This is a genomic window from Huijunlia imazamoxiresistens, from assembly GCF_037132455.1.
GTDB lineage: Bacteria > Bacteroidota > Bacteroidia > Chitinophagales > Chitinophagaceae > Flavisolibacter > Flavisolibacter imazamoxiresistens.
The window spans coordinates 229,107-251,585 of sequence record NZ_JBBBEI010000007.1; the positions used below are offsets into that span (position 1 = coordinate 229,107).

Consider the following 22,479-nt stretch of genomic DNA (forward strand, 5'->3'; position numbering starts at 1 on the left):
CCGCTCTTGAAAAAATCAAACATCATCATCGGCCGTCAGCCCCTGATCGAATCGATCAACGCTGGCAGGGCCATCGACAAAATATTGCTGCAGAAAAATGCCGGGGGCGAAGCCGTTGCCGGCATCCGCGAGCTGGCCCGCAAGTACAATATCCCGGTGCAGGTAGTGCCCATTGAAAAGCTCAATTCCATTAGCCGGGCCAACCACCAAGGCGTGATCGCCTTTGCCGCGCTCGTCCAGTACCTCGACCTGCAGCAGGTGATCGACCACGTGGTGGGCAACGGAGAAACACCGCTGTTCGTGATCCTTGACGGGGTGACCGACGTGCGCAACATCGGCGGCATTGCCCGCACGGCGGTCTGCTGCGGTGCCCAGGCGCTGATCATCCCCGACAAGGGCGTAGGCGCCTTGAATGAAGAGGCGCTGAAATCCTCGGCCGGCGCCCTGGAAAAACTCCACGTGTGCCGGGTGAACAGCCTGATGAAGGCCGTGGACGACCTGCACCTCAACGGCATCCGCGTGCTGGCCTCCGAAATGAAGGCGCAAAAAGTGCTGCATGAAGCCGACTTCCGCGAGCCCGTGGCCGTGGTGATGGGCAGCGAGGACAAAGGCGTTTACCCTGCGCTGATGAAAACCTGCGATGAAGTATTTAAGATCCCCATGGCCGGCAGCTTCGAATCGCTGAACGTGTCGGTGGCCACCGGCATGATCCTGTACGAGGCGATGAAGCAGCGGATGTTTACGGCGGAATAAAGAATCATGTATAAAACAGGGAGGCGCAGGAGTTACGGGCCGGTCATTCGGGCGTTTTCGTTGCTCCTGTGCTGACTCTTTTGGTGATCGCGGCTTTCATTTGGGAAAAACCTTCGTAGGTTCCGGCGGTCAGGAACTCCATTCCCGAAGCCGCTCCGAGGGCGACTCCCAGGCCCGCCCCGGCCAGGGTGCCCGTTGCCAAACCCGCCAGTGCGGAGAGGCCGGGGCCGAAATCGATGCAGAAATAGCTCCCGTTGCAATCCGGGGGTTGATAAGCGATCCACCCGATCAGGGCGCCAAGAAGGGAGCCGCCAACAATGCCTAGCAGGGCGCCCCGGCGGATCCTTCCGTCCCGCCGGATCCGTAGGCTCCGTATTTGTTGGTAAGCGATGTCCTTAGTATACCCGCAGGGCGCGCCATAGCGCACCGGTATAAAGCAGATTCGGACACTACTGTCGCCGACCAGGCGCAGGTAGCCCGAAATAACGCTGTCCGAGGTAGTGATCAGCTTGACCTGGTAGGTGACTTTCCGGAAGTGCAGGCTGGTGTCCTGGGCCCATACCCCGGTACCTGCCAGGGAAATCAGGAGCAGGATCAGGTATTTCATTTCCTGTAAAATAAGTCGAATCCGACGTATTGTCAAGCCCCGCTGCCCGTCCGGGGCTTCCCGGAAATAATGGTACATTTGGAACAGACCCAAACCCCTTTCGCTGTTCCATGCTGCATCCCACACCCGCCCCGCCCGTTCAACTGGTTGAATGTCCCCGCGACGCCATGCAGGGATGGAAGGAATTTATTCCCACGGAAAAAAAGGCCGCCTACATCAATGCGCTGCTGCAGGTGGGCTTCGACACCATCGACTTCGGCAGCTTTGTTTCACCCAGGGCCATTCCCCAGATGAGCGATACCAAAGAGGTGCTGCAGCGGCTGGAGCGGACCGGCACCCGGTCGAAGCTGCTGGCCATCGTGGCCAACCGGCGCGGGGCCGAAGCTGCCCTGGCCTTCGAGGAAATCGACGTCCTGGGGTTTCCCTTTTCCCTTTCGCCCACCTTCCAGCAGCGCAACACCAACAGCACGATGGAGGAAAGCCTGGGAAGAGTGGCAGAAATCCAGGAGCTCTGTTTGCAGAAAAACAGGCAGCTGGTGGTGTACCTGAGTATGGGCTTCGGCAATCCTTATGGCGATGCCTACCATCCCGGCATCCTGCTGCACTGGGCCGGCGAAATGGTGCGGCGGGGCATTACGATTATTTCCCTGGCCGATACGGTGGGCCTGGCAACGCCGGAACAGGTGGGGGAGGCGGTGGCCGCCCTGGTGCCGCAATATCCCGGCACCACCATCGGCGTGCACCTGCATGCGGCGCCGCTGAACCGGCGGGCAAAGCTGGAGGCGGCCTTTGCCGCCGGCTGCCGGCGCTTCGACGGCGCCCTCAAAGGCATTGGCGGCTGCCCCATGGCCGATGACGAGCTGGTGGGCAACATGGCCACCGAGGTCATGGTGGACTTTTTCAGCGTAAAAGGCGTTTTGCCCCCGCTTGATTTTGCCGCTTTGCAAAACAGTGGTAGCATTGCCGCTGAAATATTCGGTTTGTAATGAACTTCATGCTCGATCTCCAACTGCCCAAAGCGGAAAAACTGATCCACCACCAGCACCGCATCCTTTCCATCGGCTCCTGCTTTACCGAACACATCGGCAAGGCCCTGATGGACCTCAAGTTCAACGTGCTGCAGAATCCCAACGGCATCCTCTTCGACCCGGCCAGCGTCTGCTCCAGCCTGGTATCCTATATCAAGAACAAGCCGTATACCGGCGACGACCTGTTTTACCTGAACGAGGTCTGGCAAAGCTGGCAGCACCACAGCCGCTTTTCCGGCACCGACCGGGACAGCGTGGTGGCGCAGATCAACCAATCGCAACAGGCCGCCCATGATTTTTTGCTGCAGGCCGACTGGGTGATCATCACCCTGGGTTCTTCCTTTTCGTACCGGCTGACGTCCGCAGCCCCGACGCCGGAAGCCCCGGGCAGTCCCGTGGCCAACTGCCACCGGGCGCCGGCCCAGTGGTTCCAAAAATACCTGATGCCCATATCCGAAACCGTGGAGCGCCTGGACAACGCCCTGCACCAGCTGTTTTATATAAATCCCAAGGTGAACATCATCTTTACCATCAGCCCGGTACGGCATATCCGCGACGGGGTGGTGGAAAACAACCGCAGCAAGGCCCGCCTGCTGGAGGCGGTGCACCATATGGTGAACAAGTTCGCCCGGATGTATTATTTCCCTTCTTACGAGATCGTCATCGACATCCTGCGTGACTACCGCTTTTACGATATCGACATGGTGCATCCCAACTACCTGGCCACCGACTTCGTGCTGAAAAAGTTCCTGGAAACCTATACGTCCGAAGAAACGGGGCGCCTGCTGCAGGAGCTCCGCAAGATCGCCATCGCCCGCAGGCACCGGCCTACCCATGCCGCCACCGATGCCCACCGCAGGTTTTTACAAAGCAACCTCGAAAAAGCCACCACCCTCCAGAACCAATTCCCGGAATTGAACCTGGGAGAGGAGATTGCCTATTTTTCGGGCGAACTGGGGTAGGTAAGGGGAATTGGTCAATTGGTTTATTGGGAATTAGGGGAGGGGACGACTTTTACCTGTAATGGCGCAACAATCATAAAGCTGATGACCACCTTTAAGACTGTCATGCCGAACGCAGTGAGGCATCCCCTCGGGGCACAAAAAGCCTTTTACAGATACAGGAAGGCCCGCTTTCGAATAGAAGACGCTTTTCTATCCCGAGGAGATGCCTCACTGCGTTCGGCATGACAGTCTTAAAGGTGGTCATCAGCTTTATGATTGTTGTGCTGAAATGGGGCCGCATCTGAAAACGTAAACTCGTAAACTTTCTCAGTGCATCCGGTCGCCCCGCACATCCAGGCTGCGGATGACGGCGGCTTCGTGTTCGAGCCACTCTTTCCAGCGCTGGCGCACTTTTTCTTTGGGCAGGTAGGTTTCGGCCAGCTCGATAAATAAGGTATAGTGACCGGCCTCGCTTTCCATGAAGCGGCGGTAGAAGGTGCGCAGGTAGGCGTCGTCCAGGCCTTCGCTGAGGCGCTTGAAGCGTTCGCAGCTCCGGGCCTCGATCAGGGCGCAGAGGAGCAGCTTGTCCAGCAGGCGCTCTTCCTCGCTGCCGCCTTTCTTTTCAAAGGGCAGCAGCTGGTTCACGTATTCGTCCTTGCGCTGGCGGCCCAGTTTCAGGCCCCGTTTGTTCAGTTCGGACAGTACCAGCCGGAAATGACCCCATTCCTCGGTAACGATCGGCGCCAGCTCGCTCACCAGCCGTTCGCGGTCGCTGAACCGCTGGATCAGCGAAATGCAGGAAGTCGCCGCCTTTTGTTCGCAATAGGCATGGTCGGTCAGGATGTCCTGCATCGATTTTTCCGCCAGGTTCACCCAGCGCGGGTCGGTGGGCAGCTGCAGGCCGAGAATGGCCTTTGTATCGGCGGATAAAGCTTCTTCTTGTTGTTGCATGCGGCAAAAGTAGTTTACGAGTTTACAAGTTTACGGGTTTACGGATTCCTGACGGGCGCCGGCAACTCGTAAACCCGTAAACTTGTAAACTCGTAAACTGGAAAGCCTGCCGATATTAAAAAAAAGTTCCTATATCGCTTTCAGGATTTGGAATTTTCCGTACCTTCGCCGCCAAAATTATCGGGTATCTAATCGGATGTCTTTTTAAAAAAACTACGATGTCATTAACTAAAGAAAAGAAAGCAGGCATTTTTGCCAATTTTGGTGGTAAAGAAGCAAATACCGGCTCCATTGAAGCGCAGATCGCTGCCGTAACCGAGCGCATCTCCCAGATTTCTGGTCACCTTCAAAAAAACAAAAAAGATTTTTCCACGCACCGCGGCCTGATGCAACTGGTAGGACAGCGCAAAAGCCTGCTGACTTACCTGCAAAAGCATAACCTGCAGGGATACCGCGCCTTGATCGAAAAATTAGGACTCAGAAAGTAATTCAAGACGTTATACTAAATTATTCCCAACTGAAAACAGCGGTTGGGAATAATTTTTTTTGTACGTATGTTGCTCTTTTTACCATCAAAACACAGGATATGTTATGTTGACACAAAAATTCAGTAAAACCTTTGATATAGGTGATGGCCGGCAGGTGAGTATTGAAACCGGCCGCCTGGCCCGTCAGGCGGATGGCTCGGTTACAGTGAAGATGGGTAACTGTATTCTTTTGGCTACCGCTGTTGCCAACGAAGAGCCGAAGGAAGGCCAGGAATTTTTCCCCCTCAGCGTGGACTACATGGAAAAATTTGCTTCCGCCGGCCGTATTCCCGGCTCGTTCTTCAAGCGCGAAGGCAAGCTGAACGATTATGAAGTACTGACCTCCCGCCTTATCGACCGCGCCCTGCGGCCCCTGTTCCCCGAAGATTACTTTTGCGAAGTGCAGGTGATCGTGACGCTGGTCTCCAGCGACGCGGAAATCCTGCCCGATGCCCTGGCCTGCCTGGCTGCTTCGGCTGCCCTGGCGGTATCCACCATTCCCATTAAGGAAATCATTTCCGAAGTGCGCGTGGGCCGTGTGGATGGAAAATTAAAAATCAACCCTTCCCGCTCCGAAATGGAGAAATCCGACCTGGATTTCATGATCGGCGCCACCCTCGAAAACATCATGATGGTGGAAGGGGAAGCCAAGGAGTGCAGCGAGGACGAGCTGGTACAGGCCCTGTCCTTTGCCCACGAAGCCATTAAAGTGCAGATCCGCGCCCAACAGGAACTGCGCGATATGCTCGGCGTCAACACCAAGCGCGACTATCCCAAGCCCGCCCAGAACGAAGTGCTGCGCGAGCGCGTAGAAGCCCTGGCTAAAGATAAAATGGCCGTCCTCTCCCGCGCCAACCAACCCAAGGCGGAGCGGAAGGATGCCTATAAAAAACTGACCGAAGAGGTGCTCCTGGTCATCCGCCAGGAAGCCGGCCTGCCCGAAGGCGAAGAGCTGGGCAGCGACGTCAAGAAAATGGTCAAAAACTACCTGGCCGACCTGCAGTACCACGTGGTGCGCGACATGATCATCAACGACCGTGTACGCCTCGACGGCCGCGGCCTGGACGACGTGCGCCCCCTGGACATGGAAGTGGACATCCTGCCCACTCCCCACGGTGCCGCCCTCTTTACCCGTGGCGAAACCCAATCGCTGACCACCGTTACCCTGGGTACCCCCCTGGACGAACTGCTGGTGGAAAGCGCCGCCACTTCCGTTTATTCCAAATTCATCCTGCACTATAACTTCCCGCCCTTCTCTACCGGGGAAGTGAAGTTCCTCAGAGGTCCCGGCCGCCGCGAAGTAGGCCACGGTAACCTGGCGCTGCGCTCGCTGAAGCAAATGATGCCCGGCGGCGACTTTGCCTATACCGTGCGCATCGTGAGCGACATCCTGGAATCCAACGGTTCTTCTTCCATGGCAACGGTTTGTGCCGGTTCGCTGGCCCTCATGGATGCCGGCGTGCCCATTCCGAAGCACGTGGCCGGCGTGGCCATGGGCCTCATCACCCAGGAAGGCAAGTACGCCGTACTGACCGATATCCTGGGCGACGAAGACCACCTGGGCGATATGGACTTTAAAGTAACCGGTACCCGCGATGGTATCTGCGGTATCCAGATGGATATCAAGGTGCACGGCCTGACCCTCGAGATCATGAGCAATGCCCTGCAGCAGGCCCGCCGCGGACGGATGCATATCCTGGATGCGATGTACAACTGTATCCCGGCTACCCGCGAGGATGTAAAGCCGCATGCACCGCGCATGGTGAAGATCTTCATCGACCGCGAGTACATCGGCGCCGTGATCGGGCCCCAGGGCAAGATCATCCAGGAAATCCAACGCGAAACCGGTACCACCATCAACATCGAGGAAAAGAACAACCAGGGCGAAGTGGGCATCTTCGGCGCCAACAAGGAAGGTGTGGACAAAGCCCTCAACTGGATCAAAGGCATCGTGGCCGTTCCCACCGTGGGCGACGAGTACGAGGCGGTCGTGAAGACCATCCAGCCGTATGGCGCCTTTGTGGAATTCCTGCCCGGCAAGCAGGGGCTGCTGCACATCTCCGAAGTGAGCTGGAAGCGCCTCGAAAGCCTGGACGGCGTGCTGAACGAAGGCGACACCGTGAAGGTGAAGCTGACCGGTACCGACCCCAAGACCGGCAAGTTCAAGCTGTCGCGCAAGGCGCTGCTGCCCAAGCCGGAAGGCTACCAGGAGCGGCCGCAACAATCCAGAGAGGACCGGCCCCACCGGGAAGACCGGCCCCATCGGGAAGACAGACCCCATCGTGACCGATAGACCGCAGCGTTCAGGCGGTAAAAACAATAACAGAAAGGCTGTCTTCGGGCAGCCTTTCCTATTTTCGACTATGGACTATATACAAATTGCCATTAAAGCGGCAGAGACGGAGCAGGAATTACTGATCAGCCAGTTATCCGAACTGAACAGCACGGGCTTTGAACAGCAGGACGACCGGCTGCTGGCCTTCTTCCCCCGGGAAGGATTCGACGGGGCCACCCTGACAGCGCTGTTGCAGGGGTACGACTATACGCAGGAAACGGTAAAGGAGCAAAACTGGAACGAGCTGTGGGAGCGCAATTTCCCGCCGGTGATCGTAGAGGACTTCTGTGCCGTGCGGGCGCATTTCCACGAGCCCATCACCACGGTGCGGCACGAAATTATCATTACCCCTAAAATGAGCTTTGGCACCGGGCACCATGCCACCACCTACATGATGATGAAGCAAATGGAAGCGCTTCCCTTCAGCGGTAAGAACGTGTTCGATTTCGGCACCGGCACCGGCATTTTGGCCATCCTGGCGGAAAAGCTGGGAGCGGCGGCCGTGGACGCTATCGATGTGGACGAATGGAGCATCGCCAATGCGCAGGAAAACAGCGAACGCAACGATTGCCGCCGCATTGCCCTTTCGCTTTCCACCAACATCCCGGACAAGGATTACGACATCATCCTGGCCAATATCAACCGCAACGTGATCCTGCAATACCTGCCGCTGCTGAAAAAACGGCTGAAGCCCGGGGGATTGCTGCTGTTGAGCGGGTTGTTAAAAGAGGACGAAACGGATATTGTAAAAGAATGTGATTCGATAAAATTGAAGCGGATTCGTATCTTGGAGCGCCAAAACTGGATTTCGCTCCTGTTTCGTGAACGGGATTGAGGACTTTTAGCAGGCACTGCCTGCTTCTAACGTGTTGGTTTGACAATTATTTTTTATTTTACAACCGTATTCCAACTGCCGCCATCTATGAATGAACTGTTAATTATCCTACTGGCTTACCTCCTGGGGAGCATTCCCACTTCGGTTTGGGTGAGCCGGCATTTTTTCGATATCGATATCCGCGAGTATGGCAGCGGCAATGCCGGCGCCACCAATACGTACCGGGTGCTGGGTCCCAAATGGGGCACGCTGGTGATGGCGGTGGATATGCTGAAAGCCGTGCTGGCCGTGAAGCTGGCCTTTCTCCTGCCGGAATCGTTCGATAACGAGCTATACCTGATCAACCTGCAGCTGGGGCTGGGCCTGGCTGCCGTCATCGGCCATATCTTCCCGGTCTGGGCCGGTTTCCGCGGCGGTAAGGGCGTAGCGTCGCTGTTCGGTATGGTGCTGGGCATCCAGCCCAACGTGGCGCTTTGCTGCGTGGGCATTTTCATCCTGGTGCTGTGCCTGACGCGTTGGGTGTCCTTAAGCTCGATCCTGGCCGGCATTGCTTTTCCTATTTTCATCCTGGTGATCTTTAACGAGCCCGAGCATTTATACCGGGTGTTTGCCATCGTGGTGGCCCTGATGGTGGTCTTTACCCACCAAAAGAATATCGGCCGCCTGTTGAAGGGAAACGAAAGCAAGGTGCCCATCTTCAAGCACCGCGACCGCCGGAAGCAGCGTCATCGTAAATAATTTTTCATTTCTTTTATTAATCCTTTTTTTTGCTTGCAGGTCAGTACAGCTGATTTGGTATAATCATTGAATTTAAAGCAAAAAAAGTACGAGATGATTCGAAAAATTACGGGTTTCTTCCTGGTTCTTTCGGCGGTAGTAGCCTGTTCGACGAACCCGGTCACAGGCAGGTCGCAATTCAAGATGGTTTCCGAAGCCGAGCTGCAGTCCATGGCTACGCAGGAGTACCAGCAGTTCCTTACCTCCAATAAAGTGGTGAGCGTCTCCAAGGACCGCGATGCCGAAATGGTTCGGCGGGTGGGCCAGCGGGTGGCGAACGCCGTCACGCAATACTACAGGAGCCAGGGGCTGACCGATGCCCTGGCCGGTTATAAATGGGAATACAACCTGGTCGACGATAAGCAGATCAACGCCTGGTGTATGCCGGGAGGGAAGATTGTGGTGTATACGGGCCTGTTGCCCATTACGCAGAACGAAGCGGCCCTGGCGGTGGTAATGGGCCATGAAGTGTCGCATGCGCTCTTCCAGCACGGCAACGAGCGGATGACCCAGGGCTTGGCCCAGCAGTTGGGCGGCGCGGCCTTGTCCGTGGCCCTGGCCAACAAGCCGGCGGCCACCTCCAACCTGTTCATGCAGGCTTATGGTATCGGCAGCCAGGTAGGCGTATTGCTGCCGTTCTCGCGCAAGCAGGAGCTGGAAGCCGACCGCTACGGGCTCCGCTGGACGGCTATGGCCGGTTATAATCCCCGAGAAGCCATCGCGCTCTGGCAGCGGATGGAAAAAGCTTCGGAAGGCAGCGGCAAGCCGCCGGAATTCATGAGCACGCACCCGGCCGAGGGACACCGGATCGAGCAGCTGTCGAAATATATGGATGAGGCATTAAAATACTACAAGCCCGTCGGTAAATAAAAGCCCTTATATAATACAAAAACCCGCTAAAATATTCATTTTAGCGGGTTTTTTCTTGATGGTCCTTGATTTATAAGCTTTTTTTTAGTAATTTTGCATGCCTGTTTGTTAGAAAATGTTCATCATCTAACTGCTTTCGCTAAATAAAATCTAAAAAAGTATGTCGCTATCTATTTTTGACAAGTTACAACTTAAAAACGAAAAAAATATTTTAATTCAGGGGTTGCCCTCTTCCATCGAAAAGCAGTTTAGCAAACTTTCTTTCGCTAAAAACCTCACTCCCTTACTCAAAAGCAGGAAAATCGATTTCGCCCTGGTATTTGCCGTAAACGAAAACCAGCTGAATGGAATCCTGGATGACATCATGCCGGCCCTGAAAGAAGATTCCAAACTCTGGGTGGCTTATCCGAAACAAACCTCCAAGATCGTTACCGATCTGAACCGGGAAAGCAGCTGGAATAAATTGATCAACGCCGGTTACGAAAGCATTGAGCAGGTATCGCTCGACCATGTATGGGATGCCGCTCAGTACAAAAGAAGCGATGATGAATTGGAAGCCGCAACAACAACCATAGCAGAACCCGAAGTCACCGTACAAGTACAAGTGGTCAGCACCCCTGCTAAAAAGCGTAAAGCAGTAACAGCTTAGTTGCTTATCCTGTTTAAAAAACTAAAGAGCATGCGTTTTCGAAAAGAAAGCACATGCTCTTTTTCTTTTGCATACTGTATCGCTTCGGCTTGCTTATCTGTTTTGCTTTTTTAATAGATTTCCTCGATGATGCTTTGTGGCTTCCTGTTGGGGCATCCTTTTATGCACAGCGGATATTTGTACCCTGCAGGTGAAGCCTTCTTAAAAAAGCGTGTATAAAATACAGGGCGCATGGGAAAATGCCATTCGTGTTTTCTTTGCATGTGGGAAAAAAAGCATTTCCTTTTTTCCGGCTGCCTGCGGGCAGGGAAACCGGTTTGCTGCGGACAAATTTCTACATGTTCCGTTAAAGCTCTGCCTGCAAGTGACAATTCGCATTAAAAAGTCCTAAGAAATCATCTGGCATATAAATAGCACCACATAGGGCATGATAAAAAATATCGAAGATGTCACATGCGGGTTCCTGCAGGGCAGGGACCTGATTTGTTTCTCGCATTTGAGATGGGCTTTTGTATACCAGCGGCCGCAACACCTGCTTAGCCGGTTTGCCCGGCACACCCGTGTGTTTTACATAGAGGAGCCGGTATTCCAGGAGGGGCCCGACCGCCTGGAGGTGCAGCAGCCGGAACAGCAGCTGTATGTAGTGGTGCCGCACCTGCAGCAGGATAAGAGCGAAGCGGTGGAAGGACGCCTGCAACAACTGGTATTGGATTTATTGCCTGCTCACAACATCCAACGCTATTTCTGCTGGTACTATACCCCGATGGCCCTGTCGTTCACCAGCCAGCTGCAGCCCGAATTTGTGGTCTACGATTGTATGGATGAATTATCGGCCTTCAAGTTTGCCCCGCCCGAATTAAAGGAGCGGGAACAGCAACTGCTGCAGCGGGCAGATGTGGTGTTTACCGGCGGCTACAGCATCTACGAAGCCAAGAAAGACCGGCATGCCAACATACATCCCTTCCCCAGCAGCATCGACAAACACCATTTCCTTCAAGCCCGGGCGCCCCAGTCCGACCCGGATGACCAGGCAGCGATCCCGCACCCCCGGCTGGGCTTCATTGGTGTCATCGACGAACGGATGGATATCGACCTGGTGGCGCAGGCCGCTGCGGCCCGGCCCCAATGGCAGTTTGTGATGATCGGCCCCGTGGTCAAGATCGATCCCGCCAGCCTGCCGCAACTGCCCAACCTTCATTACCTGGGCGGAAAAACCTATTCCGAACTGCCCCGGTATATCGCGGGCTGGGATATTGCCCTGATTCCCTTTGCCCTGAACGAATCCACGCAGTTTATCAGCCCCACCAAAACGCCCGAATACCTGGCCGCCGGTAAGCCGGTGATCAGCACGCCTATTCGCGATGTGGTGCGCCCTTATGGCGACCAGGGCCTGGTGCGTATTGCCGCCACAGCAGGGGAGTGGGTGGCCCAGGCGGAAGCCGAACTGAACACCCCCGAAAAAACCGCCTGGCTGGAGCAGGTGGATGCCTTCCTGGCCGACCAATCCTGGGACCGGACCTGGAGCGGGATGGTACGCCAGCTGGAGGCACTGACCGAAGCGTCCGAAACCAATCATTCTGTATCCGTAAACAAAAAGGCTTATGTTTGATTATCTGATCGTAGGAGCGGGTTTTGCCGGTAGTGTACTGGCCGAACGCCTGGCAACGCAGGCAAATAAAAAAGTATTGCTGATCGACAAACGCCCCCATATCGGCGGCAATGCCTTTGACTATTATAACAGCGACGGGATCCTCGTGCACCAGTACGGCCCGCATATCTTCCATACCAACAGCAAGGATGTCTTCGACTATCTCAGCCAATTTACGCCCTGGCGGCCGTATGCGCATAAAGTGCTGGCCAGCGTGGACGGGCAGCTGGTGCCCATTCCCATCAACCTCAATACCATCAACCAGCTGTACGGGCTGAACCTGAGCGCGCCGGAAGCGGAGGCGTTCTTTGCCGCCCGGGCCGAGAAGATCACCCCGGTGCGTACCTCCGAAGACGTGGTGGTGAGCACGGTAGGGCGGGAGCTGTACGAAAAATTCTTCCGCGGCTATACCCGCAAGATGTGGGACCTCGACCCCTCGGAGCTGGACGCCAGCGTAACGGCCCGCGTGCCCACCCGCACCAACAAGGACGACCGCTATTTTACCGATACCTACCAAGCCATGCCCCTGTATGGTTACACCAAGATGTTCGAGAAAATGCTGTCGCACCCGAACATTAAAATCATGCTGCAGACCGATTACCGGGAAATTGAAGCCGAGATCCCGCACCATAACCTGATCTACACCGGGCCCGTCGATGCGTATTTTGACTATGTATACGGAAAGCTGCCGTACCGTTCGCTGGAGTTCAAGTTTGAAACCGTGGATGCGGAATACTTCCAGCCTACCGGAACGGTGAATTATCCCAATGAGCAGCCGTATACCCGCATTACGGACTTTAAGCACCTCACCGGGCAAAAACATTCCAAGACCACGGTGGTGTATGAATTTCCCAAAGCGGAGGGCGACCCCTATTACCCGGTGCCGCGGCCCGAGAACGCCGAGATTTACCGGAAATACCAACAGCTGGCCGAATCGGAAACCAATACGTATTTCGTGGGACGCCTGGCCACCTATAAGTACTACAATATGGACCAGGTAGTAGCCCAGGCCCTGACGTTGTTTAAAAAGCTCATGAAGAATCAGCCGGTGCCCTATGCCAATGGGCAGACGAATGGAATCGTAACACCCTCGCGGGTGGAAGTGAAGGGAAGATAAGCGGGCAGAAGCGATAATGATTCAGGAACAGGAGGCCGGGAAAGGTGGCTGCGGCCGGCGCCCTGTTCCTGAAACAGGGAAAACGGGAAAAGTGTGGAAGAGTCGTCCCTGGCGAGCCGGCGGCGGGAAAACCCCGGCGGCGGCAGCGACGGAAGAACCGGGCCCGGGGCCTAGTTACTCAGGTTCGAAACGTAAAAGCCTTCCTTATGCAAAACGGAACGGTTGTGAATCGGCGTCAGTAAAGAATCCTTAACCAGTTTCTCTACCAGGCGGTACTGTTCATCCTGGTCGCCCGACTCGGCGATCAGTTTCCAGCTTTCGATTTTCAACAGGGCGCGCTTGCTGGTTTTGGCCACATGACGGTCTAACCACTCACATTTTTCGGCTAAATACAACTGATGATTGCGGAAGTATGCGTGCATGAGAAAAAAGAATTTATGGTGTTTTACTTTTCAGGTTCAAATTAAGAAGAATTGCTTAAGGCCAACAGGAAAAAGTCATTTTATCGGTGACATCCATTTTTTCATCGTTAAATAGGCTTTATCCTTTGCCCGGCCTGGCAGTAAAACGCCATAAATTCTTACGTGAAAAATTATGCTAATGCTTCGGCGTAGTTTTTATTGTACTCATCCACCAGTTTGCGTTGAATATCAAAGGATACCGGTGAATAATTGTCGAAGTGCATGCTGAATTTGGCCCTTCCCTGGGTAATGGAACGCAGCGAAGAGGAGAAATCGTGCAGCTCTGCCAGGGGTACTTTGGCGATGATTTTCTGGAAGTGCCCTTCGGTATCCATGCCTTCCACCAGGCCGCGGCGGCTTTGCAGGTCGCCCATGACGGCCCCGGTCAGGTCTTCGGGGGAGGTAACCTCTACCTGGTAAATGGGTTCGAGCACCTGGGGATCGGCCTGCTGGAAGGCCTGCTTGAACGCCATGATGCCCGCGATCTTAAAGGAAATATCGTTGGAATCGACGGGGTGCATTTTCCCGTCGTAGACGCACACCCTCACGTCCCGCACATAGGAGCCGGTCAGGGGGCCTTCCTGCATTTTTTCCATCAACCCCTTCAGGATGGAGGGCAGGAAGCGGTTGTCGATGGCGCCGCCCACGATGCAGTTGTAAAAAACCAGTTTGCCGCCCCAGTCCAGGTCGTAGCTTTCCCGTCCCCGCACGGTCAGGCCCGCGGGTTCCGGCATGCCTTCATAAAACGGTTCGATGCGGATGGAGACCTCGCCGAACTGGCCCGCGCCGCCGGATTGCTTTTTGTGGCGGTAGCTGGACTCCGCCATCTTCCGGATGGTTTCGCGGTAGGGAATGCGGGGTCGGCCGAACTTCACCGCCACCTTTTGCTGGTTTTCGATCTTCCAGCGGGCGACCGCCAGGTGCATGTCGCCCTGGCAATGAATAAGGGTTTGCTTCAGTTCCGAAGACACCTCCACGATCAGGGTGGGGTCTTCTTCGCGGAGCTGGTGCAGGGCCTGCGCCAGCTTTTCCTCTTCGCCCTTGTTGACGGGTTCGATGGAAACCGTCATGTTCGGCGAGGGGAAGACGATGGGCGGCAGTTCGTAGTTGCGGCCCTTGGCGTGCAGGGTATTGTTTACGTGGGTGTTGCGCAGCTTTAGGGTGGCGCCGATATCGCCGGCCACCAGTTCGTTTACCGGCAGGCGCTTGTTGCCTTCCATTAAAAACAGCTGGCTGATCTTTTCGGCCGAGCCGTTCGATTCGTTCACCAGGTCCATGCCGGTGCGGATGGAGCCCGAGTACACTTTAAAGAAGGAGAGGTCGCCCACATGGGGTTCCGACACGGTTTTGTAGACGAACATGCAGGGCGGTCCTTCGGGCGCGCAGGCGAGTTCTTCGCCGGCCAGGGTTTCCTGGGGCGGCATTTCGTTGGCGCTGGGGCAGACGTTGTCGATAAAGCCCATCAGGCGGCCGCTGCCCATATTGCGTTCGGCCGACAGGCAGAACAGGGGGAAGATGTCGTGGTGGATCATGGCGCTTTTCAGGCCTTTTTTCATGTCATCTTCCTCCAGTTCCCCCTTGTCGAAATAGATTTCCATCAGGCTTTCGTCGTTGCTGGCGATCGCTTCCACCAGTTCCTGGTGCAGGCGGTCGGCTTTTTCCCGTTCCTCCGCGGGTATGGGCAGTTTTTCCGGTTTGCCGCCGGTGTCTTTAAACTTGTACAGCACCATGCGCAGCACGTCCACGATCTCGTGGAAGCCGGCGCCCTGCTGGCGGGGGTATTGCACCACGGTGACCTTGGAGCCGAAGTGGTCCTTTGCCTGCTGGACCGTGCGGTCGAAGTCGGCGGTGTCGTCGTCGAGCTTATTGACGGCCAGGATCATCGGCGTGCGGAACTTTTCGGTGTATTCCCAGATCACGTCGGTACCCACTTCCACGCCGGTGGTGGCGTTGAGCAGCATCACACCGGTATCGGCTACCCGAAGCGCGGACAGCACTTCGCCCACGAAATCGTTATAGCCCGGCGTGTCCAGGATATTGATTTTGTAGCCGCGCCATTTGGCGTGCATGAGCTTGGAAAAGATCGAGTTGCCTCTTTCCTGTTCGAGCGGGTGGTAATCCCCGGTGGTATTTTGCTGGTTGATGGAACCCCTTCGGTTGGTGAGGCCGGCTTCAAAGAGCATACACTCCGCTAATGTTGTTTTGCCGCAGCCGGCATGGCCCAGCAAAACAATGTTTTTTACATGTGAAGTATCAAACTCGGGCATAATCGTTTAGTTTGGAGGTAAGACAATAGAAATCCGGCACATACCCGGCGGTATGTGCTAAGAGGAACGGGAAGGCGATGGGTCAGGGCCGGCTCAGCTGCTGGCGCCGTTGATGAAGGTTCGGAATTCCTCGCGTAATTCCTGGAGGGTATTTTCCAGGCCGATGAATTGTTCCAGGAGTTGTTCGTGTTGGGAGAAGGTTTCGTCCGTGACGTGGTCGGCGTGGGCGGTTTCCAGGTTGATCTTTTTTTCGTGGCCCTTGATTTCCTGCTTGAGGTCGTGGATGTTGATGAGCTGGATGTGGAACTGATTGTCGAAGTGTTCGACTTCCTGGAGTTGGTCTTTGGAGAGGGATTTCCGGCAGGCCTGCTGGAGGGCTTTTCTGCAATCCTGGAATTCTTCGCGATAATTCCTTAAAATCTGGCGCCATTCGGTGCACTCCGATGCGAGCTGTGAGATGTCAGTCTGAACCATAGCTGAAAATTTAAAGGTTTGATAATTAAGTGTATTGAGGAAAAATTCATCGCCGGTAGTATGGATGTTTAAATGTAAAAATCTTATTTCTATAAAAAGTTAATTTTTTTTGCGGCGAATCCCTTAAATTTTATATCCGCTTTTGATACCAAACTGAGCAGAATCACCTACAAAATTGAGGGAAACTACGGTTGCCGCAGCGGAAAATCCGGTCTACGACAATATTCGGAATTTGGCTAATGGGATAGGACGCCTGCCGGCTCCTCCACCGGAAAACAACCCGGGAACTCCTGCATCCGGATCGGCCGAACGCCTAACTTTGCCCCCTTGTGATTTCCCAAACTACCATACAGGCCATCCTTGGCAAAATCGATATCCTGGACATCGTGGGCCAGGTGGTCAAACTCAAACGGCGCGGCGCCAATTACCTGGGCCTCTGTCCCTTCCACAACGAAAAGACCCCTTCGTTTACGGTTTCCCCGGCTAAGGAGATCTTCAAATGCTTCGGCTGCGGTAAAAGCGGCAATACCATCTCCTTCGTCATGGAGCACGAAAAGCTGACGTATGCCGAAGCGCTGCGCTGGCTGGCCAACCGCTATAATATAGAGGTAGAGGAAACGGGCGCCTCCCCCGAGAAGAAAGCCCAGGCCCAGGCCTCCGAAAGCCTCTACATTATCAACCAGTTTGCCCAGAAGTTTTATTCCGAACAGTTATGGGCAACCGAAACGGGCCGCAACATCGGGCATTCTTATTTAAAGGAGCGGGGATTCGAAGACGCCGTCATCCAGAAATTCGGGCTGGGCTATGCCCCCGAACAGCGGACCGCCTTTTCCCAGGCAGCCCTGGCCGCCCACTACAACCCCGAGCTGCTGCAGAAGGCCGGCCTGGTGGTGAACCGCTACGACCAGTGGGTGGACAATTACCGCGACCGCATTGTTTTTCCCATCCACAACCCCACGGGCAAGATCATTGGCTTTGGCGCCCGCCTTATTAAAAAGAATGACAAGGCGCCCAAGTACATCAACACGCCGGAAAACGAGCTGTATGTCAAGAGCCGGATCCTGTACGGCACCTATTTCGCCCGCCAGGCCATCGACAAGGCCGACGAATGCCTGCTGGTGGAAGGCTATACCGACGTGATCTCGCTGCACCAGGCGGGCATCGAGAACGTGGTGGCCAGCGGCGGCACCTCGCTGACCCAGGACCAGCTGCGGCTGATTAAGAAATACACCAACAACCTCACCATCGTATACGACGGCGATGCCGCCGGCGTGAAGGCCGCCCTCCGCGGCCTGGACATGGCGCTGGAGGAAAGCCTGAACGTGAAGCTGGTGCTCATCCCCGGCAACGAAGACCCCGACAGCTATGTGCGCAAGGAGGGGGCCCAGGCCTTCCGCAACTTTATCCAGCACAACAAAAAGGATTTTATCCTCTTCAAGCTGGAGGTGGCCCTGAAGGATGCCGGCGGCGATGCCAGCAAAAAGGCGGAGGTGGTGAACCAGATGGCGGAAACGGTGGCCCGGATCGACAAGGCCGAGGATTTCACCCGCCGCCAGGAATACGTGCGCCAGTGCGCCCAGCTGCTGAACATCGACGAGGCGGGCTTTACCAACCTGGTCAATAAGTTTATCCGCAACCGCATCTCCATCAACGAGAACAAGATCCCCTTCGAGGAAGCCCAGGTGCACGAGGAGAACGCCCGCACGGCGGATGCCGGCAATTTCGACGACAACACCTTTGAGCTGCTGTTCCGCGACGATATTTACGAAAAGGATCTTGTCCGCATCCTCATGGAGCACGGCAAAAAGAAGATGGAGGACGGCCAGGTCATTGCCGATTTTATCCTGGGCGAGTTGCCCGAGGATGACCTTTTTGACAACACTTCGGTGCTGAAAGTGATCCATGCCTTCCGCGACGGCCAGGCGACCCACCAGTATCCCGACAGCAGCTTTTTCGTGTACAGTACCGATACGGAGATCAGCACGCTGACCGTTTCGATCCTGCACGTGCCCTACGAACAAAGCGAGCGCTGGACGCGCAACGCCAGCCAGTCGTCGGGTTTCCAGCGGGCCCTGTTCCAGCAGACGTACGACACGTTTTTCAGCGCCATCAAGCCCGGCAACGAAGAGCAGCTGACGCGGTTTTTGAAGATCACCGAGGACCGCTTCATGGAGGATGTGGATAAGGTGATCAACTACCTGAAGCTCCGCAAGATCAAGCGGCTGCTGCTGCAAAACAATGCCGATATGGAAAAGGCTTCCATAGCCGAGCAGCTCAACCTGATGCAGACCCAGTTATACCTGAAACGCATGGAGATGGACCTGGCCAAAAAGCTGGGTACCGTGGTGGTGAAATAAAGACCTCACCCGTCCCCCGCAAGCGGGGGCCACCCTCTCCAAATGGAGAGGGTCCCTTCAACTACAGTCATTTCCTACAGGCCTGAAAGGCCGTAATTTCATAGCACAGGGCGCAGCCCTGTGCTCATGAATGGTTCCCGGGAAAAGCCCTGAAAGGGCGTCAGACCTTCAAAAGAATGCAACAGTTCGTAGGCTGAGCAGCATCTTGCGCCCTTACAGGGCTTAGAGACATGTACGCTTGGACACGGGCTATGCCCTGTGTTATGATATTACGGCCCGTTGGGCCTGGTTGGACATTTCCATTCTTGCGACACTTTCCTGATCAACCAATTATCCTATTCCTTATTGGGCTTTATCCACTGCAATACCAAAGAAGCATAATAATTCCTGCCGGGGGCGGCATTATAATAGCGGCCGCCGGCGCCGTTGGTGTCGTTGCCAAGGCTGTAGCGCTGGTCCAGCAGGTTGTCGGCGCCGGCCGACAGCTTCCAGCGGAAGACCTCCTTGATCGTTCGTTCGAAGCTCACCCGGGCACCCAGCAGGTGGTAGGCGGGCGCGTAATCCGTGTTAGCGTCGTTCAGTGGGATGCGGTCGCTGAAATAATAAGTAAGGGCGGCGCCCAGGCCGTTATGGGCCAGCAGGTCGAAGCCGGAGGAAACCGTATGCGGGGCCGCTACCGGCATTTGGTGGCCCGAATAGTCGGCTGCAGCTTGTTTGAACTCTTTATACCGGAAATAGTGCCAGGTATGGCTGGCCCACAGCAGGCTGCGGCGGAAAAAGGCGGATGGCCGCAGCAGGGGGTAGCTGGCATAGGATTCCAGGCCCCGCTGGCGGGTGCCGCCGGCATTGATATAATAATCGCCGCCGCCGGCATCGCGCCGCTGCACGATGGTTTGATCGAGGGAAAAAGTAAAGGCGTTAACATCCACATTCAAATGCTTCAAGAGGGTGGCCCGGAAGCCCAGGTCGTAATTGATGCCTTCCTCTGCTTGCAGGTCCAGGTTGATGCTGCTGCCCGTGGGGGCCAGCTCGGAGGTGCTGGGCGGCGAAAAGCCCCTGGCCACGCTGCCGTAAGCGGTGACCGCTGCCCATCTTTTGGAAAGGGAAACCCGGGGCGCCACTTCGTTGTTAAAACGGCGCTTTTGTTCGCCCAGGGCGCGGGGCGTAAACCGCTGCAGGGACAGGCGTCGCAGGTTCCAGCTGGCGCCCGCCTCCAGCAGCCAGTTGTTCAGTTCCCACGAACCTTGTGTAAAAACAAAAAAGTTGCGGTTGCGGATGTCGTCGGAATAGCGCAGGGAGTCGGGACGGCCGCCCACATTTTTATAATTGTAGGCGCTGGCAAAACCCTCCTGGGCTTCCAGCCCGGCCAGCAGGCGCAGGTCGGACCTTCCCAGCGTTTGCCGGCCGGTAAACACGGTGCGCAGGCCGAAGTGGGGCTCGGAGCTGCGGTCGTAGCCCCGGGTATTGGGATTGCGCAGGGAGGTAAAGGCCCCGTAAACGGTGCTTTTATTTTGAAGGTGGCTGAAAACCGGCTGGGTGTAGGTGGCGCCGGCCAGGAAGGTTTGCTGGCGGATGGAAGCGCCGGCGGCCGCTGCGCTGGGAAAGGCGCCGGCGGCCGGGCGGGCCGCTTTGGGGTCGGCCCGGAACTCGGCGAGGGTAAGGGCGCCAGGCGTTTCATAAAAAAGGTCGCCGTACAAGAAGGTGGCCTTCAGCTCGCGGTCGCCGTCCCAGCGGGCGCTGAGGTCCCAGCTGTGGACGTCGCGGCGCAGCTTCGATTGCCTTCGGTAGCCGTCGCTTTCCTGGTGCTGGAAGCTCAGGCGGTTGACCACCTGGCCTTTGCGGGTGGTGAGGACGCCATACACCTGCTGCCCGCCGTAGCTGGCGGCGGTATAGCCCCCCTCGGCGCCGGCGGCCGCCCCATCGTCCAGGCTTTCCACCAGCAGCACGCCGCCCGTGCCGGCCCCGTAAAGGGAGCTGCCGGGTCCTTTGATGACCTCCATCGAATGGAAATTGTAATAACCCAGCTGGTTCAGGTAGGTCTGCCCGCCCGGGTCGGTCAGGGGCAGGTCGTTGTAGTACACTTTTACGTTGCGCACCCCGAACGGCGCGCGCAGGGAGCTGCCCCGGATATTGAAGCGGTAGCTGCCGGGCGAACGCTCTTCCATACGCACCCCCGGTAGGGTATTGACGGCCTGCACGACGGAGGCCGGGCTGAAGCGTTCCAGCGCCTGCCGGCCCACGTAATTCACGGCGGCAGGCACCTCCCGCAGCCGGCGGTTTTGCTCATAGGCCTTCACCACCACTTCCTCCAGCTTTATTTCCCGGGCCGTGTCGGCCTGTGCCCGGGCAAACTGGCTGCAAACGGAAAGGGACAATGCGAAACAATAATGTTTATTTATGGGAGCCATCATTCCGGAAATGTAAAAGGTAAAAGGTAGAATATAAAATGTAAAAGAAAACTCAACAACCCTGCCTCTCTTTTTATCCTGCCGCTGCCTTCCAACGAACCCGTGAACTTGTAAACTCGTGCACCCGTAAACTTTCTCTCTGGCACAATAACTGCAAAATGATTCTGAACCCTATTTATTTATTCATTAAAAATTCATGATTATGTCGGGACGTGGAGATAATAATAAAAAAGGATCCTCTGGCCGTGGCGCCAGCAACCAGAGCAACCAGGCACTGGGATCGAGTGCCGACCGCAAGTCCAACCACGGACAGCAAACCGGCGGCCAGCGTTCGGAACCGCAGGAAAAGAAGCGCGACCAGTCGGCTGACAGGAACCAAAGCTCCGGAAGGGTTTAATGGGTCCTGCCGGCAGGCGATGCCGGAACATCCGGAAGCGCACAAGCCCGGATGCCTGACCGCTGAGGAAAGGCTTCCGGGCTTTCCGTTTTTTCAGGCAGCTATTGTACATTCACCGCCCAGGACTCCCTAAACTACCGACGTGAAATTTGTTGCCATATCCGATACGCACTGCCGCCACAAAAGCCTGAAGCTGCCGCCGGGCGATGTGCTGCTGCATTGCGGCGATATTTCCTACAAGGGCCAGAAAAACGAGGTGGTGGACTTCCTCAACTGGATGGCGTCCCTGCCGTACACCCACAAGATCTTCATTGCCGGCAACCACGACTTTTACTTTGAAAAGGCCAGCCCGGCGGAGATCGCGGGCCTGCTGCCCCCGGGCGTTGTGTACCTCAATGACAGCGGTGTGGAGATCAACGGCATCCGCATCTGGGGCTCGCCCATCACGCCCTGGTTCTTCAACTGGGCCTTTAACCGGCCCCGGGGCGCCCCCATCAAAAAGCACTGGGATAAGATCCCTGCCGATACCGACATCCTCATCACCCACGGTCCTGTTTTCGGAATACACGACACCGTGATCAATGGCCGGCAGGCGGGTTGCCTCGACCTGCTGCAAAAGGTAAAGCAGGTAAAACCCCGCGTGCACCTGTGCGGGCATATCCACGAAGCCTACGGCAGCCAGAAAAAAGGCGGCACGCTCTTCATCAATGCCTGTGTGCTCAACGAATTATACGAACTGGTAAACCCGCCCGTAGTCTTTCATGTGCCGGCAAGGCCGGTCCCGGCGGGAACATGAAGAAGGCTTGGGGCCTAAGGGGTTTCTTTTTCCTCTACGGGAGCAAAAAAGTCTTCTTCGTTGTTCAGCATACTGAACGCCTGTTCATCGGAGGTCAGCACCTCGATGCCTTTCTGGAGGATCTGGTTCTCATATTTCTTCATCAGGAAATTGGCGAATTCAAAAATCTCCTGGGCTTTTTCTTTTGGCAGCATCTGCATCGTCTGCACCGTCTTCTGTATAATCGCATCCCGGGTCATAACCATAGGTTTCAGAAAATAAATTTACTGAATTTGGCC

At 55.8% G+C, this 22,479-nt stretch carries 21 protein-coding genes; 14 read left to right on the forward strand and 7 right to left on the reverse strand.

Annotated elements, in window-relative coordinates; all coding sequences use genetic code 11:
• The first annotated feature begins 6 nt into the window (after nt 1-6).
• Complete coding sequence (rlmB, locus tag V9K67_RS11265) at nt 7-753, forward strand: 23S rRNA (guanosine(2251)-2'-O)-methyltransferase RlmB (RefSeq protein WP_336722437.1); 747 nt, start codon at nt 7-9, stop codon at nt 751-753.
• Between the two features lie 43 nt (nt 754-796).
• On the opposite strand, the gene V9K67_RS11270 is transcribed toward rlmB, so the two are convergent.
• Nucleotides 797-1,360 carry a hypothetical protein gene (locus tag V9K67_RS11270; protein ID WP_336722438.1) on the reverse strand — a complete coding sequence of 188 codons (564 nt, stop codon included), beginning with the start codon at nt 1,358-1,360 and terminating at the stop codon, nt 797-799.
• A gap of 110 nt (nt 1,361-1,470) precedes the next feature.
• Here V9K67_RS11270 and V9K67_RS11275 point away from each other — a divergent pair, with 110 nt between their 5' ends.
• Both V9K67_RS11275 and V9K67_RS11280 read left to right on the forward strand, forming a co-directional pair.
• Entirely contained in the window at nt 1,471-2,346 is an 876-nt protein-coding gene (locus tag V9K67_RS11275; RefSeq protein ID WP_336722439.1) for a hydroxymethylglutaryl-CoA lyase, read from the forward strand.
• Nucleotides 2,346-3,350, forward strand: coding sequence for a GSCFA domain-containing protein (locus V9K67_RS11280; protein WP_336722440.1), 1,005 nt, complete (start codon nt 2,346-2,348; stop codon nt 3,348-3,350). Before V9K67_RS11275 ends, V9K67_RS11280 begins: the two co-directional genes overlap by 1 nt.
• Nucleotides 3,351-3,659: 309 nt before the next feature.
• Here V9K67_RS11280 and V9K67_RS11285 read toward each other — a convergent pair whose 3' ends face one another.
• Nucleotides 3,660-4,283: a MiaE family protein gene (locus V9K67_RS11285; RefSeq protein WP_336722441.1), complete on the reverse strand. Its 624-nt coding sequence runs from the start codon at nt 4,281-4,283 to the stop codon at nt 3,660-3,662.
• Nucleotides 4,284-4,501: 218 nt separating this feature from the next.
• On the opposite strand from V9K67_RS11285, the gene rpsO reads away from it, so the two are divergent.
• From rpsO to glf, 8 genes are all read left to right on the forward strand, one after another.
• A complete protein-coding gene (gene rpsO, locus V9K67_RS11290; protein ID WP_336722443.1) occupies nt 4,502-4,771 on the forward strand; it encodes a 30S ribosomal protein S15 in 270 nt (89 codons plus the stop codon).
• A 103-nt stretch (nt 4,772-4,874) separates the two neighbouring features.
• Nucleotides 4,875-7,103 carry a polyribonucleotide nucleotidyltransferase gene (locus tag V9K67_RS11295; RefSeq protein WP_336722445.1) on the forward strand — a complete coding sequence of 743 codons (2,229 nt, stop codon included), beginning with the start codon at nt 4,875-4,877 and terminating at the stop codon, nt 7,101-7,103.
• A 70-nt stretch (nt 7,104-7,173) separates the two neighbouring features.
• Complete coding sequence (gene prmA, locus V9K67_RS11300; RefSeq protein ID WP_336722447.1) at nt 7,174-7,980, forward strand: 50S ribosomal protein L11 methyltransferase; 807 nt, start codon at nt 7,174-7,176, stop codon at nt 7,978-7,980.
• Between the two features lie 87 nt (nt 7,981-8,067).
• Entirely contained in the window at nt 8,068-8,718 is a 651-nt protein-coding gene (gene plsY, locus V9K67_RS11305) for a glycerol-3-phosphate 1-O-acyltransferase PlsY (RefSeq protein ID WP_336722449.1), read from the forward strand.
• A gap of 93 nt (nt 8,719-8,811) precedes the next feature.
• Nucleotides 8,812-9,627, forward strand: a complete 816-nt coding sequence (locus tag V9K67_RS11310; protein ID WP_336722452.1) for a M48 family metallopeptidase — start codon at nt 8,812-8,814, stop codon at nt 9,625-9,627.
• A gap of 160 nt (nt 9,628-9,787) precedes the next feature.
• Complete coding sequence (locus V9K67_RS11315) at nt 9,788-10,276, forward strand: hypothetical protein (protein WP_336722454.1); 489 nt, start codon at nt 9,788-9,790, stop codon at nt 10,274-10,276.
• Nucleotides 10,277-10,703: 427 nt separating this feature from the next.
• Nucleotides 10,704-11,885, forward strand: a complete 1,182-nt coding sequence (locus tag V9K67_RS11320) for a glycosyltransferase family 1 protein (RefSeq protein WP_336722456.1) — start codon at nt 10,704-10,706, stop codon at nt 11,883-11,885.
• Nucleotides 11,878-13,041 (forward strand): UDP-galactopyranose mutase, encoded by a 1,164-nt coding sequence (gene glf, locus V9K67_RS11325; RefSeq protein WP_336722458.1) that lies wholly within the window; start codon nt 11,878-11,880, stop codon nt 13,039-13,041. Before V9K67_RS11320 ends, glf begins: the two co-directional genes overlap by 8 nt.
• 170 nt (nt 13,042-13,211) lie before the next feature.
• Here glf and V9K67_RS11330 read toward each other — a convergent pair whose 3' ends face one another.
• The 3 genes from V9K67_RS11330 to V9K67_RS11340 form a co-directional block, all read right to left on the reverse strand.
• Nucleotides 13,212-13,463 (reverse strand): hypothetical protein, encoded by a 252-nt coding sequence (locus V9K67_RS11330; RefSeq protein ID WP_336722461.1) that lies wholly within the window; start codon nt 13,461-13,463, stop codon nt 13,212-13,214.
• A gap of 170 nt (nt 13,464-13,633) precedes the next feature.
• Complete coding sequence (gene fusA2, locus V9K67_RS11335) at nt 13,634-15,769, reverse strand: elongation factor G2 (RefSeq protein ID WP_336722463.1); 2,136 nt, start codon at nt 15,767-15,769, stop codon at nt 13,634-13,636.
• A 93-nt stretch (nt 15,770-15,862) separates the two neighbouring features.
• Complete coding sequence (locus tag V9K67_RS11340; RefSeq protein ID WP_336722464.1) at nt 15,863-16,243, reverse strand: hypothetical protein; 381 nt, start codon at nt 16,241-16,243, stop codon at nt 15,863-15,865.
• Between the two features lie 329 nt (nt 16,244-16,572).
• Between V9K67_RS11340 and dnaG the strand changes: the two genes are divergently transcribed.
• Nucleotides 16,573-18,600 (forward strand): DNA primase, encoded by a 2,028-nt coding sequence (gene dnaG, locus V9K67_RS11345; RefSeq protein WP_336722467.1) that lies wholly within the window; start codon nt 16,573-16,575, stop codon nt 18,598-18,600.
• Nucleotides 18,601-18,935: 335 nt separating this feature from the next.
• Here the strand turns inward: dnaG and V9K67_RS11350 are convergent, their stop codons facing one another.
• Nucleotides 18,936-20,975 (reverse strand): TonB-dependent receptor, encoded by a 2,040-nt coding sequence (locus V9K67_RS11350; protein ID WP_336722468.1) that lies wholly within the window; start codon nt 20,973-20,975, stop codon nt 18,936-18,938.
• Between the two features lie 235 nt (nt 20,976-21,210).
• On the opposite strand from V9K67_RS11350, the gene V9K67_RS11355 reads away from it, so the two are divergent.
• Both V9K67_RS11355 and V9K67_RS11360 read left to right on the forward strand, forming a co-directional pair.
• Nucleotides 21,211-21,405 (forward strand): hypothetical protein, encoded by a 195-nt coding sequence (locus V9K67_RS11355; protein WP_336722471.1) that lies wholly within the window; start codon nt 21,211-21,213, stop codon nt 21,403-21,405.
• A 142-nt stretch (nt 21,406-21,547) separates the two neighbouring features.
• Nucleotides 21,548-22,201: a metallophosphatase domain-containing protein gene (locus V9K67_RS11360; protein ID WP_336722474.1), complete on the forward strand. Its 654-nt coding sequence runs from the start codon at nt 21,548-21,550 to the stop codon at nt 22,199-22,201.
• Between the two features lie 14 nt (nt 22,202-22,215).
• On the opposite strand, the gene V9K67_RS11365 is transcribed toward V9K67_RS11360, so the two are convergent.
• Nucleotides 22,216-22,440 carry a hypothetical protein gene (locus V9K67_RS11365; protein ID WP_336722477.1) on the reverse strand — a complete coding sequence of 75 codons (225 nt, stop codon included), beginning with the start codon at nt 22,438-22,440 and terminating at the stop codon, nt 22,216-22,218.
• Between the last annotated feature and the right edge of the window lie 39 nt (nt 22,441-22,479).

Bases quoted from the DNA above. Each gene is read 5' to 3' on its own strand.
- rpsO (WP_336722443.1), top strand. From the start codon at position 4,502: ATGTCATTAACTAAAGAAAAGAAAGCAGGCATTTTTGCCAATTTTGGT.
- V9K67_RS11315 (WP_336722454.1), top strand. From the start codon at position 9,788: ATGTCGCTATCTATTTTTGACAAGTTACAACTTAAAAACGAAAAAAAT.
- V9K67_RS11275 (WP_336722439.1), top strand. From the start codon at position 1,471: ATGCTGCATCCCACACCCGCCCCGCCCGTTCAACTGGTTGAATGTCCC.
- fusA2 (WP_336722463.1), bottom strand. From the start codon at position 15,769: ATGCCCGAGTTTGATACTTCACATGTAAAAAACATTGTTTTGCTGGGC.
- V9K67_RS11280 (WP_336722440.1), top strand. From the start codon at position 2,346: ATGAACTTCATGCTCGATCTCCAACTGCCCAAAGCGGAAAAACTGATC.
- glf (WP_336722458.1), top strand. From the start codon at position 11,878: ATGTTTGATTATCTGATCGTAGGAGCGGGTTTTGCCGGTAGTGTACTG.
- V9K67_RS11365 (WP_336722477.1), bottom strand. From the start codon at position 22,440: ATGACCCGGGATGCGATTATACAGAAGACGGTGCAGACGATGCAGATG.
- V9K67_RS11355 (WP_336722471.1), top strand. From the start codon at position 21,211: ATGTCGGGACGTGGAGATAATAATAAAAAAGGATCCTCTGGCCGTGGC.
- plsY (WP_336722449.1), top strand. From the start codon at position 8,068: ATGAATGAACTGTTAATTATCCTACTGGCTTACCTCCTGGGGAGCATT.
- V9K67_RS11295 (WP_336722445.1), top strand. From the start codon at position 4,875: ATGTTGACACAAAAATTCAGTAAAACCTTTGATATAGGTGATGGCCGG.
- V9K67_RS11330 (WP_336722461.1), bottom strand. From the start codon at position 13,463: ATGCACGCATACTTCCGCAATCATCAGTTGTATTTAGCCGAAAAATGT.
- V9K67_RS11285 (WP_336722441.1), bottom strand. From the start codon at position 4,283: ATGCAACAACAAGAAGAAGCTTTATCCGCCGATACAAAGGCCATTCTC.
- V9K67_RS11310 (WP_336722452.1), top strand. From the start codon at position 8,812: ATGATTCGAAAAATTACGGGTTTCTTCCTGGTTCTTTCGGCGGTAGTA.
- prmA (WP_336722447.1), top strand. From the start codon at position 7,174: ATGGACTATATACAAATTGCCATTAAAGCGGCAGAGACGGAGCAGGAA.
- V9K67_RS11340 (WP_336722464.1), bottom strand. From the start codon at position 16,243: ATGGTTCAGACTGACATCTCACAGCTCGCATCGGAGTGCACCGAATGG.
- V9K67_RS11270 (WP_336722438.1), bottom strand. From the start codon at position 1,360: ATGAAATACCTGATCCTGCTCCTGATTTCCCTGGCAGGTACCGGGGTA.
- V9K67_RS11320 (WP_336722456.1), top strand. From the start codon at position 10,704: ATGATAAAAAATATCGAAGATGTCACATGCGGGTTCCTGCAGGGCAGG.